Origin of the sequence: Daejeonella sp., assembly GCF_044348475.1 — a bacterium.
Lineage (GTDB): Bacteria > Bacteroidota > Bacteroidia > Sphingobacteriales > Sphingobacteriaceae > Daejeonella.
Genome location: NZ_JBIKSU010000010.1, coordinates 1 through 16364 on the forward strand (window position 1 = coordinate 1; position 16364 = coordinate 16364).

General features: G+C 33.6%; 13 protein-coding genes and 1 pseudogene. 5 read left to right on the top strand and 9 right to left on the bottom strand.

What is annotated here, in order from left to right; genetic code table 11:
- From ACIQZ6_RS04255 to ACIQZ6_RS04295, 9 genes and pseudogenes are all read right to left on the bottom strand, one after another.
- Positions 1-160, bottom strand: a pseudogene (locus ACIQZ6_RS04255) (hypothetical protein); the annotation flags it as partial.
- A gap of 216 nt (positions 161-376) precedes the next feature.
- A complete protein-coding gene (locus ACIQZ6_RS04260) occupies positions 377-805 on the bottom strand; it encodes a hypothetical protein (RefSeq protein ID WP_395808525.1) in 429 nt (142 codons plus the stop codon).
- A 212-nt stretch (positions 806-1017) separates the two neighbouring features.
- Positions 1018-1713, bottom strand: a complete 696-nt coding sequence (locus ACIQZ6_RS04265) for a hypothetical protein (RefSeq protein WP_395808527.1) — start codon at positions 1711-1713, stop codon at positions 1018-1020.
- A gap of 59 nt (positions 1714-1772) precedes the next feature.
- Positions 1773-2945, bottom strand: a complete 1173-nt coding sequence (locus ACIQZ6_RS04270; RefSeq protein ID WP_395808529.1) for a hypothetical protein — start codon at positions 2943-2945, stop codon at positions 1773-1775.
- 331 nt (positions 2946-3276) lie between these two features.
- On the bottom strand, positions 3277-4398 hold the full coding sequence (locus ACIQZ6_RS04275; protein ID WP_395808531.1) for a hypothetical protein: 1122 nt from the start codon (positions 4396-4398) through the stop codon (positions 3277-3279).
- 92 nt (positions 4399-4490) lie between these two features.
- A complete protein-coding gene (locus tag ACIQZ6_RS04280) occupies positions 4491-5114 on the bottom strand; it encodes a hypothetical protein (RefSeq protein WP_395808533.1) in 624 nt (207 codons plus the stop codon).
- A gap of 731 nt (positions 5115-5845) precedes the next feature.
- A complete protein-coding gene (locus tag ACIQZ6_RS04285) occupies positions 5846-6214 on the bottom strand; it encodes a zinc ribbon domain-containing protein (protein WP_395808535.1) in 369 nt (122 codons plus the stop codon).
- A gap of 8 nt (positions 6215-6222) precedes the next feature.
- Entirely contained in the window at positions 6223-6546 is a 324-nt protein-coding gene (locus tag ACIQZ6_RS04290) for a hypothetical protein (protein ID WP_395808537.1), read from the bottom strand.
- A gap of 228 nt (positions 6547-6774) precedes the next feature.
- Positions 6775-7698, bottom strand: coding sequence for a hypothetical protein (locus ACIQZ6_RS04295; RefSeq protein ID WP_395808539.1), 924 nt, complete (start codon positions 7696-7698; stop codon positions 6775-6777).
- Positions 7699-8054: 356 nt separating this feature from the next.
- On the opposite strand from ACIQZ6_RS04295, the gene ACIQZ6_RS04300 reads away from it, so the two are divergent.
- From ACIQZ6_RS04300 to ACIQZ6_RS04320, 5 genes are all read left to right on the top strand, one after another.
- Entirely contained in the window at positions 8055-9275 is a 1221-nt protein-coding gene (locus ACIQZ6_RS04300) for an MFS transporter (RefSeq protein ID WP_395808541.1), read from the top strand.
- 370 nt (positions 9276-9645) lie between these two features.
- Complete coding sequence (locus ACIQZ6_RS04305; RefSeq protein ID WP_395808543.1) at positions 9646-10503, top strand: UDP-2,3-diacylglucosamine diphosphatase; 858 nt, start codon at positions 9646-9648, stop codon at positions 10501-10503.
- Positions 10500-11594, top strand: a complete 1095-nt coding sequence (locus tag ACIQZ6_RS04310) for a glycosyltransferase family protein (RefSeq protein ID WP_395808544.1) — start codon at positions 10500-10502, stop codon at positions 11592-11594. The genes ACIQZ6_RS04305 and ACIQZ6_RS04310 overlap by 4 nt, the downstream gene beginning before the upstream one ends.
- The gene (locus ACIQZ6_RS04315) at positions 11591-12931 is read left to right on the top strand and encodes a GH1 family beta-glucosidase (RefSeq protein ID WP_395808546.1); all 1341 of its coding nucleotides are present in this window, start codon (positions 11591-11593) and stop codon (positions 12929-12931) included. Before ACIQZ6_RS04310 ends, ACIQZ6_RS04315 begins: the two co-directional genes overlap by 4 nt.
- A gap of 258 nt (positions 12932-13189) precedes the next feature.
- Positions 13190-16360, top strand: a complete 3171-nt coding sequence (locus ACIQZ6_RS04320) for a SusC/RagA family TonB-linked outer membrane protein (RefSeq protein WP_395808548.1) — start codon at positions 13190-13192, stop codon at positions 16358-16360.
- The last annotated feature ends 4 nt before the right edge of the window (positions 16361-16364 follow it).

Consider the following 16364-nt stretch of genomic DNA (forward strand, 5'->3'; position numbering starts at 1 on the left):
GGTATATGCGGCCATCAGGAAATGAAACGCTTACTTGGCCGTCTAAGTAACCATGCTCGAAGCTTCCTTCTGCAATTATTCCTTTTGAACTGGTAAATTTTCCCTTTCCGTGAAATTTACCATTGAGTACTTGTCCATCGTAATAATCTAATTTTTCCATTATTCTAATTGAGTTTTTTAAAAAAATAGGTCGGTTTGGGCTAACTAATCCCTTTAATGTGATGAAAAAGTTTTGAGTTTTGAATTTCACTGGGTTAGTGCTAATCTTGAAGAATGAGTTTTGAATTTTTTAGTTCAATGTCATTATCTTAATCGTACCCTTGCGAGATTTTGTATCACACTAATTGAAAAAATTAATCCCTCACCGACCAGTATCTTAAATCTGGGTTTTATGGTTATAAAGTTCTATCTCATTTTGAATCTCATCAATTTCATTCTCCAAATCTTTAATCATTTTATCACGCTCCAATAAAGTTATACCAGAAACCTCAATGGTTATGTTTGAATAATTTTCTGTTATTTTCTCACCTTCAATACAACATAAAGACTTGAGGCTCTCAATGGTATCTTTTCGTTCTGAAAGTTTAAAAATCTTTTCCTGAATGCCTTCATTGGCTCTGTGGATTTTAGATTTTAATTGTATTAATTCTTCTTTTAGGGTTAACCAATTTTGGTAGGTTTGTTTAGCCTCGTAAGGCACTGTGGATCCTACCGTATAAGTATTCCACTTGTAGAGACGGTTACTTTCTTTTTGAATGTCTCTAATAATTCTTGATTTCTGTTTTAACGCCTGACTAATATTCATCTTTCCTAAATTTTAATTAAACCTTTTTTTAATTGCACTGCAAAGGTAATCCAAGGATTTAGGGATGGGGGTTGATTTACAAGCTTGTATTTTTGGTTGGTATTCAGTTATCGTTTAAAAAGATAGTTTAAATGGGCGGTTGAATTATTTTTTATATTTATAGTTATGTAATGAATAAATTAGTGATTTAGACACCTTTCACATATACTTTATCAATGATAACGCGGCCCCTCCATCAGTATAACTTTCTTTTTTTTCATATTTAAACATAGTTTAAACTTAGCAAAGAAATCATATCCCAAAATGCCATTATTGCCATCAATTTTTGATAAAAAACCTTCTAATGGTTTGGGAAGGTTTCCATAAAAAACCTCGAAAAGATGTGGCCCTAATCCGCTAAAAATTAAATATTTAGTAGTCGTAAATCTTCCAATAGTTGGATAGAAATCTTCTGTTTCGCCAAGATTTTTATGATGCTGAGTAATGTCTCTTTTTAAATAAGATAATTGCGCACCCGAATCTAGAAACATGGGTATATATTGGTCAATTATTAAAACAGGAATTACTGGAATTCCAGAATTGATATTAATTGCAATCTCTTCACCTTCAAAGTCTTCATCCTCTGACAAACTTATTTGATTGTTATGATAATCAAAAATGATACTTAAGTCTTTCAAAATATCCATTCCCAATAAAGTGGTGATTTGCATCCCCATTTTTTCGCTAATATTTTCAATATTAAATGCGCCTGCACTAGTTTGAACTCGATAATTTTTGTCCAAGAAATTAAAACTTGTTGAATTATGGATTGTATATGGCGAACCCGTATCCAATAAAATGACATGGTCATTATCACGTATAATTGGAACCCCTGATATTAACTCAATAGAAAATGTTTTAATTGACATGATGTAAAGGCTTTATGTTTGTAATTCAATATATGTAATTTATTCAATATGGTATTAAACTAGAGTATTTGCTGATAGAATTCATCGCATTTTATTTGATATTTTTGATATTCTTTTCCGATGGTGATGTTATAATCTAATTCTAATTTCTTTAATTCTAACATCTCATCATCAATATGTTTAATTGACTCTAATTCTGCTTCTAAGGTAGAAATAGGGGTTCTTTCTTCCGATTTTTTTTGTTGATCTTCAGTTAGAAAATTAGTCCACGAATTAACTTGATCTAATGCGGGCAATAGCATTTCTTTAGGCATAAAAGATCGTCCGCTGGCATCTGGTTTATGGAGTCCATTCACAAATTCTGGGAAACTTAATTCCAAACCAGCAATGATTAATTGATTAATTTCATCATTAGTTAAAACCTCAATATTCATTGCTTTAGTAAGCAATTGGATTTGTTCCAAATCATTGTCCTGGCTAGCTTTAACGTTAAGGGCTTGCAACACCATCATGGGCCCTAGGTTATAGGGGTCATAACTATGACTTTTGAGCTTATTTGATATAGTTTGCCAATTTTCAGGGTTTTGCTCACTAAGGCTAGTCACGATTGCCCAATTTTTCTGGAATTTGTTTGCCGCTTGATTAAATGACTTTTCTGCTAACATACCCCTTAAAAAAGTTGAAAAACAAGCAAGCCCTTCTGATTGGTATTTCAATAAGTAGTTTACTATAAACTCTTTTGGTGTTTCTGGATTAATTCCTTTAGGATTATAGGCCCATAGGTTTTGATCCATTCCATGGATTAGTTCATGATCAAAATTTAATTCATAATAGGGGTTGGTATACGCATTAGCGTAAAAGTGTTTTTCAAGAAATGATTTAACCATTCCTGGGCCAATTCCGATTCCAATATTATTTTCTCCTGATTGCTGATAAGAACCCGAATTCAAACAAAATGCATCAGTATCATTCATGCCCATTAAGTCGACATTGACAGAAATATGATGAATAGGAAATTTCTTCAATACAGAATCTAGTCGATTGATTGCATTGTCTAAATTTAAATGGATGACTTCATCCAGCATATCGCAAAAATTAGATTCTTTACTATCTTCATCATCATACTCTCCAGGGAAATAATCAATTTCATCGGCCCAATCTTCTTCATCAATAAAATACCATGAAGTAGGGATTTGACTCTTTTTGTTCGTGCTTATGGTTAATGTTTCCATGTTTATAATTCTAAATTTTAGTGGTGCAAAATTGCTAGAACTAATTTTAATAGGACACTATTTGACAAGCTTGTTTTTTATAAGAAAAATTTAGTTGAATTAATGATAATTGTGGTGACTAATTTTAGAGTAGTTTAGTTTAAAATGCTTAAAAACTTACATTACACTGGGGTCCAAAAAAAATTGAGGCCGTAAAAACGGCACTCAATTTTCAAACACACATTATGAACAACAAAATCAAACACACACGAGTCAAAAAATTGGAATTTTTATTGACCTTACAAAGGTAGAAATGTTTAGGGGAATGAATTTGAGTTTACAAGCTTGTATTCTAGAAAGATTTTTTCACATATTCAAAAGGTTGCTCCTTACCATGCCCATCCACAAAACGGAAATATTTTCTATCTAGATCTATCTTCTTTTTATGACTCCTTGGCCCATCTATTGAATAAAGTTCTGCCAAAGTAGATCCTATTGCAAGTTCAAATTTCCCTTTAATTGTATTTCTGTATTCAGAATAGCTTTTACAAATTCTTTGGATGCTTTTAACCCTTTTGCTGTAACCTTTATCTTCTTCATCAAGTGGATTATCATTAATTGAATTGTTATATAATTTAAACATCTCTTTTTCATGGTTATCAAGTAACTCTGATTCCCGTATACCATTGACATGCTTTAAAAATGTTAAATAAAATACTTTTTCTAGATCGGTTAGTTTTACTTCAATATTTCCCAGCTCTTCGAAATAGAATTTATTTGTGAATTTATTGATGGTTAAAATTAAGGGGTTAGGTTCAAATTGATAGCGTCTTTTCAAAAGCATGAAACTCCTCAATTTCTCTAAAATTTCTAGAACTGTTAAAATTAGGTTGGGGTCAACTTTTTTCTCTATTAAACTGTCTATTTCCTTTTGAGAAAGGTCGGCGGTGCGAAGTTTTAAACTAACATCTTTTTTATAGCTGCAGAAGTCAAGAATCCCGCCCGTACTTTTGAAATAATTGATAACTTTTTCTGCTTCTTCATTATTTTCAAACCATTGCATAATTAAAATAGTAACCGCAATATGAAAGGCTATTGGATGCCGGATGTCGCTACCTGGGAAATAATCGTTATACCCTGAGGTTTGTATATACGCATTAAGTATATTAGTATCATCGGTTCTTAGAAAATAATTATTCTTATTCGGTAAATCGCTTAGGTAAATAACCATGTCGGTATCGCCAACATCTGCATTGGCTCTGAAGGTATTACATTGTTCAAAAAACCAGCTATGCTCCTGTGATGTTTCTAGGAGATTTTGGTATTCAGTTTCTTGATTTAAATCTTCTTTTTCCTTCGTATAAAATTTTATAACCCCTGATATAGATTTTAAAAGGTTAATTATATTCCAATATTCGTTTTTATTCAACTCTGGCGAGCGAACTAGCCATACTTTATAATTAATTTTTTTCATAAAGAGATCTGCAATATGCTGTTAGTAAGATTTCTATTAGTACCAAATTATTAATTATAATTCCAAATCTGACACTATTTAGTAAAAGAAATTTAAAGGCTTTTGCCACAAATGTATTTTTGTAAATTTTCTAGCGCATATTGAATTGCTACAGGGTCTTTTGCATATTGCCCCATAGCTGGGATGGTAAGTTTGATATCACAGTCTAAATCATGGAAAACTCCACTTATTATAATAAATTCTGCTTGGTTTTTTTTTCGAAATTTAATCAGGCTTTTGTTCAACTCTTTAGGGTTAGTATTGCTTGATTTATTTTCATGGCCATCACTTATTAGCGCCAAGTATATTTTGCAGGGTTTGGTTATGCCGGCATTATCTAATTTACTGGATACATACTTCAAGTTTTCAGCAAGAGCATCAAAAATATTGGTATTTCCACTCAACTGCTTTTCTCTAGTTTTCTTGAGCAGTTTTATTGTAGAGAGGCATGATTCTTCAAAACCTAAATTCTCGGAATTGAAATAACTACAAGAAATGTGAATCAGTTTTCCTTGCGCTAGCATTGATTTATTGAGATTTTGCAAATGTTTGATCAGCATGGTATAGAGTTCGGGTTGATGTACCTGCATACTCTTACTAGTATCTAATATAATATGGTAGATAATTGTCTGCGTTTCTGTTTTTAATTTAGTATCTAACATTACTGAGTGGTTCATGACATTATTTTGAGATCTAACTAAATGTCATCAAGCACCTTATAATTCAATTTTTGTGCTTCATGTTTTAATTAATGCATCAAAATTAGTGTAAACAGTTATTCCAAATTCCGTTTTACAAGCTTGTATTAAATGCTAGAATTTTTAAATCATGTGAGCGTTCAGAAAATTAATTGATCTATGAGTAAATCAATTTTATTGGAATGCTAGGGCAGAATCTTTTGCGCGCTATAATCTTTTAAATTAATGGCCAATGTCAATAGTGCAAAGCTTGAGGGAATAGTAATTAGCCTATGGCTCTGATAAAAAATTACGGTTTGCTTACCTTTTTATTCTGATTGGTAAAGTACTTATAGGGTAGATACCATAAAGTCAAGGTAAAAATCCAAAAAACAACTATTCCCCAACCTGGTAAATTACCTCCTTCGGCTTGCCCGCCACTAATAAAATTCAATAAAATGACAAAGAAAAACTCTAAGAGTATGTAGATTAAAATGGAGAAAACGATTTGATTAATTTTCATAATGTATTACTAGCTATTTTTTAATTCCTGAATTATTGTTCTTATCTCTATTTAAGGTGTAATTGACTATCGGTCTTGCCCTGGTACATTGCAATTAACATGGTACTTACAATAGCCCATGTTATGATAAAATTAGAAAGTCTTTAAGCTAAAATTTAGCCATGACATTCTCACCAACGCTATCAAAAATTGGCCTTGGATTTATTTTTTAACTTTGAAATATGTAATACACACTTGGAATTAAAACTAATAGTATACCTAAAATTTTAAGTAAAGTATTCTTCAAAGCAAGTGGAATTAAAATACCTCCTATCAGATTCAAAATACCAATTGCTTGAAAAAAATGGCTAGTATTACTGCTAGACCACTCACTTTCTTGTGGTAATCTTAGGATATTAAATATCAGTATTTGCATACAACTTGCTACGAAACTTATACTTATACCACTAATAATCAAACGATCTGCCCATGGATTATTGGAAGATGTTAAATTATTAGAACTAGATAATGGTGTACCACAGTTTTTACAAAATTTAGCGCTCCCGCTATTTTCAACGTTACATTGAGTACAAATCATAAATTTTTTTACAGTTTTATAAATATTGAAAATAGGACAGCAGACATAAATATGGAGAATAAAAATAGTATACCCATATAAATAAGCATTGCGCTTGCCCAATTTTTTCTTAGAATATTTTTATCATCATTTGCCCAAATTACGGCAAAAATTAAACCTACTACCGGTATTGACAAGATTAACAAATTAATTATCCAATCTTTTACGGATACAACCTTGGAAATATCTCCCTTTAAATTTTCGGGTATAATATAACCGCCATCATCTGGACAAAAAAATACATTCTCATCCTCATTATATTCTTTGGAACAATTAATGCAAATTTTTTTCATACAGATAGATTTATTTTAAGCTATTATAACAGTTTAAATGAAAATATATAAAATTATTTAATGCTTATAAAAATGTATAAAAATTAAAGATTTACAAAAACGCTCCCGTATGCTTATAAGTTGCTGATGTAGATTGGCGGGCACTATTTTGTGTAAAACCCAATTCTGTGCAGTAAATACAGCTAGGAATATTTCAACATGATTTATTTTCGCACTGATAACCCTTTGTTACCCTTTTTCGACCTTGTCCTTTTGAAGCGCAATACTCTTTGCAAATTTATTATGAACTAAGATTATTAAAAGACCAAAAATAATGGCGCATACAATCAATATATTATTTAATAATCCAGTTATAGAAAATGATAAACGGATTAGGATAGTTGATATAATAAATCCCGAATTTCTAATAACCTTATGGAATTCATCAGTTAAAAAAAATGAGAATAACAATAATATAACATCTGCAAAAATTAGAAAAGTAAAAAACTGCTCAAAAAAGATGTTGTTGATATTGGCAAATGAAGAATTGCTGCTCACCACTGGGTTAATAATTTTTATTGACCAGTCTACAAAAGAATAAATAGCAAGTAAAATAAAAATAGGAACCAAGGCCGTAGCTAGTATCTTCTTAATTTTCACAAATCTTGATACAGCACCAAGTTGTGCTTGATTTAGCGGTTTTGAATTGTATGTGATTTTACTCTGAATATAGAAAAGGTAAATAAGAAAAAACATCAAAATTGAGGTAGCTAAATCGTATGTGAATTGTAAATCATACTTGATAGTAAACCAATCAGTTGTTAAAGTCAAATTTGAAAGGTCCTTAAATAATCTACGAATTACAATCAAAGTCATTATCTCATATTGCTTACCAATATACGTGGTAAAAGATTTTGGAAGATAATATATCAGTAGATATACCTCATACAATAGTATAAATGAAAAGGGCGTATAAATAGCAGCAATTGGATTGCTTAATAGATCAGTTGAATTGTTTATTGAAATAATTCCAAAGTCAACCAAATAGATTAGTAAAAGGTGACTTATGAAACTAGCAATGGCTATGGATAGTATAATCCACTCACTACTTTTCTTTGTTTTTTCAGAAAGAAATTTTTGATAAATTGGTTCAACTAGTTTTTCAAAAGTCATAATGAATAGTTATTAGTGTTTAACTAGTTTTAAAAGATTTTTCTTTCTCATTAAAGAAAACAATTGAAATTAAACATTTTATCTAATTAATCAATGGCTTAATTATAGGGGGGGGGGGCTTATAATTTGGGCGACGCTTATGAGGTTCCATAATTCCAGACCTCAATATCAAGCCATTATAGCAACAATCTAAAACGATTGGGGAAAATTAAGATGTCTAAAACATCTTTTTAATGACATGGCACAATTTTTTTTACAAAAACCTATTAACAATTGGTTTTGTATTCAAATAATTTTTCTATTTTAATTTATTATTTGAATTTTATCCTAATAATTAAACCATTAATTAATTAATCATGAATCAAACTGTCAATGCAAATCGCCTATTCTTGGCTAGTTGCTTTGCACTTATTACAACGGCATTTTCGTTTAGTATACGTGCAGGCATTTTAACACAACTTGGAACTGAATTGAATCTGGACACAGTTCAATTGGGTCACATCAATCAAATGTGGTTTTTGGGTTTTCCAATATCTATGATCTTAGGGGGTATTTTTTACGCTAAGATTGGACCTAAATTGATTATGCAAATTGCTTTATTAGCACATGCAATTGGTATAGTGATGACTATTTATGCCACAGATTACTACACCTTACTGATTTCTACATTATTAATTGGTATAGGTAATGGTTGTACCGAAGCGGCTTGTAATCCATTGATCGCTGATTCTTATTCAGGCTTAGACTTCAGCCGAATGATCAATCGTTTCCACATGTGGTTTCCTGGGGGTATCGTTCTAGGTGCTTTGATTTCAAAATTCATGACTGAGGCAAGCATGAGCTGGCAGGCTCAAATTTGGGTAATTTTGATACCTACTATTATATATGCGGTATTGTTTTTTGGTCAAACTTTCCCAAAACCAAGAATTTCGGCAAATTCAACTTTGGATAATTTTAAAGCAATGTTAAACCCATTGTATTTATTTATGGCTGCATGTATGGCATTAACTGCTATATCTGAGTTTGGCCCGCAGCAATGGGTTGGCCCTATCCTTTCAAAGGCAGGAGCAAGCCCAATGTTGATCTTGGCTTTAGTAACTGGTTTGATGGCTGTTGGAAGATATTTTGCAGGTCCGCTGATCAAGAATTTGAATACTGTTGGTGTTTTACTGGGTTCGGCCATTTTCGGTGTGATTGGTATTTACATGATGAGCACCATGGATGGTAGCATGCTTTATGTTGCTGCTGTGTTTTATGCACTTGGAATTTGTTATTTCTGGCCAAATATGATCGGTTTCATTGCAGAGACTATGCCACAAACAGGAGCTCTGGGGCTTTCAATTATGGGAGGAATAGGAATGTTTTCTTCTTCTATGTTCCAGCCAATTATTGGAGCATGGATTCAGGAAAATAAAGTAGTGGCGGTGTCGCAAGGATTAGTTGGTGATGCAGCAGATTTAGCTGCCGGTCAGGCAACTTTATCAAATATGCTTCTTTTCCCTGCTATTTTAATCGTAGCATTTCTTGCATTATACTTGTACATGAAAAAACAAAAACCGCTAAGCGCGGCTGTTTAATAATTTACAGAGGGGGCTTTTGCTCCCTCTGTTGTTATTTTCTATTTTATTTTACCTTTATTCATGCTACTCATTTTTTGTAAAATGAGTAGATGCCACTCGGCCTTATTAAATAAAGCAGTAGTATTCATATCAATTTCTTACCTATCTGTACTGGCTTTTTTAAAATAACTAGTTCAATACCTCAATTCAAATCAATTTATTCCTAACAATTTGCTGTTACTGATTTAATATTCAGGTAATATGCGTTCATTAATGTTGTAAAGATTAAATAGAACGATTTGAATCAAATCTACACTCAGTTATCCGAATTTCTTTTCTACTTCATCTTTATTCGTTTTTCTAAGATCAACTCCTTTTTTAGACATTAATGAATAAAAACAAAAGAAAGGTAGAACTAGTTGTGATCTCAGATGTGCATCTCGGCACCTATGGTTGCAGGGCAAAAGAGCTCCTGCATTATTTGAAATCAATCAAGCCCAAAATTGTTGTATTGAATGGTGATATTATTGACATATGGCAATTCAATAAAAGCTATTGGCCTAAGTCGCATATGAAGGTGATTAAGTATATCATGAACTGGCTTAGTAAAGGTGTTAAAGTATATTATATTACAGGCAATCATGACGAAATGCTTAGAAAGTTTGAAGGTTTCAAGATGGGGTCCTTCCAAATACTTAATAAGCTGATTATTGAGTTGGATAACCAGGAAAAGGCCTGGATATTTCATGGTGATGTTTTTGATGTGACCATGCAACATTCAAAATGGCTTGCAAAACTTGGAGCCATAGGTTATGATACACTGATCATCATCAATAGTCTTGCAAACTGGATATCAGAAACGATATTTAAAAGGGGCAAAATCTCATTCTCTAAAAAAATTAAAAATAGTGTTAAGGGTGCTGTTAAATTTATAAACGGCTTTGAAGAAACTGCTGCAGACATTGGCATAAGTAACAATTATCACTATGTAGTTTGCGGTCATATCCATCATCCAGAAATGCGTAAAATTGAACATGCCCATGGAAGCATCATGTATCTGAATTCTGGCGATTGGATTGAGAATCTTACTGCTTTAGAATACCACAAAGGACAATGGGATTTATTTCGCTTCAGTGAATCAGAAAGGATTGCCATGTTGAAAAATGCTGAAGAAGAAGTTGAAGAAATGGATATTAAGCAATTATTTAACCAGATGGTTTCTGAATTTAATTTAAAGTCATCATGAAGATTCTTTATGCCATACAAGGTACAGGCAATGGGCATGTTACCCGTGCAAGAGAGATCATTCCATTGTTAAAAAAAGAGCACGATGTTGATTTATTAATCAGTGGAACTCAGGCAGATGTAGCACTTCCGTTTAAAATCAACTATCGCTTTCATGGCTTAAGTTTCATATTCGGTAAAAAGGGAAATGTAGACATAACTGAAACGTATAAAAAATCTCGTTTAAAGCAGTTGATCAAAGACATAAAATCACTTCCTGTCAGCGAATATGATTTGGTAATCAGTGATTTTGAACCTGTTTCATCTTGGGCTTGTTATTTTGCCGGAAAGCCTTGTGTTTCAATTAGTCACCAAGCTGCTGTTATTAACAAAAAAGCTCCAAAAGCTAAGAATTTTGATCCTCTAGGAAAAGTTATTCTTCGATCTTATGCCCCCTCAACCAGCCAGTATGGCTTTCATTTTTTACCTTATGATAGCAATATCTATACTCCTGTAATACGTGCTGAAGTACGACAAAAAGAACCTCTTAATTTGGGCCATTATACCGTTTATCTACCTGCTTATGATGATGAACGATTAGTGAAAATATTATCGAAGGTTGAAAATGTTCAGTGGCAGGTATTTTCAAAGCACAATAAGGAGTCATTTCACGAAAAAAATGTCTGGATACGACCTATCAATAATGATGAATTTATAGATAGCATGTCAAAGGCAAGCGGTGTGTTTTGTGGGGCTGGGTTTGAAACTCCTGCAGAAGCTTTGTTTTTGAAAAAGAAGTTGATGGTTATTCCTATGTCTGGCCAATATGAGCAGCAATGCAATGCAGAGGCATTAAAAAACCTGGGAGTTCCTGTCATTAAAAGTTTGAAGAAAAAACACCTGCAAAAAATAGCAGATTGGGTTTCGAATGGTAAAGTTATACCGGTAAATTTTCCGGATATGACTGAAAAAATATTGAAAGATATCATTGAAAAGGAATCACAGGATTCAACAGTAATTAAGCCTTTAAAAATTAAGCGATCTGATTTTAAATTATTTCGCAATTCTAATTTCTTTAAGATATTAGAGAAAACTTCTTTTAGATTATTTTGATAATTAATAAGTCCGATTTTGGTGATCAATTTGTCTGGGGTGTAGCAGCTTCGGCATTTCAAACTGAGGGTTCGATCAATTCTGATGGTAAAGGCTCTTCTATATGGGACGAGTTTTCGAAAAAAAAAGGAAAGATCTTTAAAGGGCATTCTGCCGATGTAAGTTGTGATTTTTACAATCATTATACCGGAGATATTGCATTGATGAAATCAATGCACATCAATAATTTTCGGTTTTCACTCTCCTGGTCGCGCATATTTCCAAATGGTAGTGGACAATTAAATAGCAATGGAGTTGCATTCTATGACCGCGTTATAAATCTTTGTCTTGAATTTGGTATTACCCCATGGGTAACTATTTACCATTGGGATTTGCCCCAAGCACTCCAGCAAAAAAATGGATGGGCAAACCGAGAAATCGTTAATCATTTTTCTGAGTATGTGTCTTTTTGCATCAATCATTTTGGCGACAGAGTAAAGCATTGGATGATATTGAACGAGCCAATGGTCTATACCGGGGCAGGATATTTTCTAGGTATTCATGCACCAGGCAAACGGGGTATGGATAATTTTATTCCGGCAATCCATCACTCAGCACTGTCGCAGGCTGTAGGTATTACAATTGCAAAACAACTACGGAGCGATCTGGAGGTTGGCACTACTTTTTCATGCTCAGCCATACATCCGCACACAAGTAGTGAAAAGGATATCAAGGCGGCAGATAAAGTAGACGCCCTGGTTAATCGATTGTTTGTTGAACCTTTATGCGGGCTTGGTTATCCGCTTGAAAGTTTACCATTCTTAAAAAGAATTGAAAAATTTATGCGCCAAGATGATGAGAAGGCATTACAGGCGGCACCTGATTTTATAGGCATACAGAATTATACCCGCGAAGTTGTCAAGCATTCTTACTTCACACCTTATATAAATTCATCATTGGTGAGTGCAAAAAAAAGAGTGAATGAAGTAACAGAGATGGAATGGGAAGTATACCCTCAGGCCATGCATGAAATGCTTCATCATTTTTCAAAATACAACTTCAAAAAAATGTACGTAACAGAAAATGGAGCTGCATTCCCTGATACCGTATCCGATGGAAAAGTACATGATCATCAACGAAAAAATTACCTACAATCTAATATTGCAGAACTACTTAAAGCAAAGTCGGAAGGTGTAAATGTGCAAGGATATTTTGTGTGGAGTTTTACCGATAACTTTGAATGGGCAGAGGGTTACAGGCCTAGATTTGGACTGGTTCATGTAAATTATGAAAACCAGAAAAGAATTATTAAAGAATCAGGTCATTGGTACAGTAATTTTTTGGCGGGCATTTCTTAACAATTTCCTAATCCTCCAAATGCCTTGTATTCACAGTCTAATTATTGATTGCAGGTTCAATAATCAGCTTTAATTTTAATTGGTATTACTAAAAAGTTAACTGAAGATTAAAAAAATGACTTGTTTTTATAAAGTCTTCCTCACCTGAATTATTAAATTCTTTTTTTCATAATCAAAAAAAAATATAGGCTTACTTTTTTGATAATATCTGAAAGGCACTTTTGAGCATTAATAAAAGCTCACTCAAAAATCCTTTCAATGAAACGACAATTTTTACAACTTATTTTTAAAGGTTTTATTCTCCTTCTAATTAGTCCATTTTCTTTTCCTATTGAAACTTTTGCCCAGAGTTCAGTATCAGGAAAAGTTAAAGATTCAAAAAATGAACCGATTCCGGGTGTTAGTGTTCGTATTAAAGGAACCACTATTGGAGTAACCACTGATGTGAATGGCGATTTTAAAATAGCTGCAACAGCTAGTCAAGGCTATCTTGTTTTTTCATCAATTGGTTATACTACCCTTGAAGTTCAGATTGATAACAGAAAAACCTATGAGGTTATTCTTACAGAAGACAATAAATTCTTGAATGAAGTTGTTGTAACTGCTCTTGGAATAAAAAGAGAAGAAAAATCACTCGGTTTTGCCGCTCAAACTATTAACGCAAATGCCGTGGTAGATGCCAAAACAAATAACTGGGTAAATTCACTTTCCGGTAAGGTTGCTGGTTTAAATATACAGGGTACAGGTGCCGGACCGATGGGCTCATCAAGAATCACACTCAGAGGTGAATCATCGTTGAACCTTGATAATAACCAAGCATTAATTGTAGTTGATGGTGTTCCAATCAGTAGTAAGATAACTGGAACAGGGTTTAATTCCCATCTCTCTCAGGACAGCCCGGTTGATTATGGTTCAGGAGTTTCAGATATCAATCCTGATGATATAGAATCTGTAACTGTACTTAAAGGACCGGGTGCAACAGCTTTATATGGTAGTCGTGCAGCTGGTGGTGTAATGATCATAACAACAAAGAGTGGTGAGCGCAAAGGCAATGGATTGGGAGTAACTTTTAATTCCAACTTTAATATAGAGCAGGTTAATCGCTGGCCTGATTATCAGTTTGAATATGGTGAAGGTAGAACAAGTGCTTATTACTCTTATTTGGATAGTCCGGATGGGATCAATACCAGTACAACGGTAGCTGCAGGTCGTGCTTGGGGTCCTAAGTTTGCCGGACAAAGCTATTACCAATATGATCCAAATACGGTTGGGAACAAACCCACTCAAAAAACTCCTTGGGTAGCCAATAAAAACTACATATCTGATTTCTTTCAAACCGGTCAAACCATTTCTAACAGTTTGGCGCTTGATGGTGGCAATGATAAAGGCTCTGCTCGAATATCCATAACTCAAATGAAGAATAAATGGATTATTCCAAACACGGGTTTCGAAAGGTTAAATGCTGCACTTTCTGTCAATCAGCAACTTTCTCCAAAGCTTAAGATCAGTGGAAGAGCAAATTATTCGAATAAGAAAAGTGATAATCTTCCAATGGCGGGATACAATAATCAATCACTCATGTATTTTTTAATCATTGGCCCTGCTTCAAACCAGCAAGCTTCATGGTATAAGCCTTATTGGGAGCCTGGATTAGAAAACGTAGATCAAAAAAGTCCGTTCAATCCTGGTCCTGATAATCCATACTTGGCTATGTATGAAATGCTGAATTCAATGAATAAAAATGGATTGATTGGCTCAGTATCTGCAAATTATGAAATATCTAAAAAGTTTGATCTTATGCTTAGGTCGGGTATTGATATGGCAAATGAGTTTCGTGCTCAGCAGCGTCCGTTCAGTATGACCAGGTATCCAAGAGGAATGTACCGTGAACAAAATGTATTCAATTTTGAGTCAAATACCGATGTTCTATTAACCTTTAAAGACAAAATTTCATCTAAAATAAGTTTTAATGCTTCGGCTGGTGCAAATGCAATGAATCAAAACTATGATTTTGCAGGCATGTATGCTGATCAACTATCGCAGCCAGGCATTTATCAGATATCAAATAGTTTAGATCAGGCAGTTGCCGATCCATTAAAAACCAGTAAATCTATTCAAAGTGTTTATGGATCTGCACAGATAGCATTTGATGAAAAAATATTTTTAGATATTACTGGAAGGAATGATTGGTCGAGTACACTACCATTTAAAAATAATTCATTTTTCTACCCATCATTGAGTTCGAGTTTTATTCTGGATGAGATCTTTAATTTACCAGCTTCTATATCTTTTGCAAAAGCAAGAGCTTCTTGGGCACAGGTAGGTAATGATACCAGACCTTACCAGACAGCAAGATATTATGACCGGATATACGGGAATAGTTTCACTAATCCTTCGCAGCTTTTTAATGCAGAATTAAAACCTGAAATAACCGCCAGTTATGAGTTTGGTTTAGATGTGAGATTATTTAAGAATAGGCTTGGTTTTGATGTGGCCTATTATAACAATAATAGCCGGAATCAAATCCTTTCAATTCCTTTAGATCCTGTTTCTGGATTTTCAACTGCTCTGATCAATGCTGGATTAATTAATAGCAAGGGTTGGGAATTGAAATTGTCAGGTAAGCCAATCTCAAACAATAAATTTAACTGGAATACTACTTTGCTTTGGAGTAGAAATAGAAGCTATGTGAAAGAACTTACTGAAGGAATTAACAATCAAATTATTTATCAGCATAATACAAATGTTTCAATAGAGGCTCGTGTAGGTGGTTTGATGGGTGATATGTATGGTAGAGGATTTCAGCGTTCTCCGGATGGTCAGATAATCTATAGTTCGGCAAATGGTTTACCTGCACCGCTTGACCAAGTTGCCCGTAAAATGGGGAATGCCTTTGCCGACTGGAAGGGTAGTGTCATGAATGAATTTAGTTATAAAAATATAAGATTTAGTGTTCTAGTTGATGGTCAAAAAGGTGGTGAAATGTATTCACAAACCAGTCATAAAAATAATACGCTTGGCAAAACCAAAGTAACCTTGCCGGGCAGAGAGGGTGGTGTTATTGGACAGGGAGTTGTGAAACTGGCAAACGGAACTTTTATTCCTAATACGGTTAAAGCAGATGCTAGCGCATACTATGATAATTATTATCAAATAAGTAATGCCGAAACCAATATTTTTGATGCATCCTTCATCAAAATAAGAGAAGTACGTCTTGAATTTGGATTGCCTTCTCAATTACTCAAAAAAATAGGAGTTCAAAGAACGAGTATTGCATTATGGGGTAGAGACTTGTTTAATTTCACCAAGTTTCCTGGATTTGATCCGGAGGGTGGAAATCTAAATAATGGTACGCTTACACCAGGGGTAGAGCTTGCCCAATTTCCATCAAACAGGACAATAGGTACCAACCTAACCTTCAAATTCTAATAAT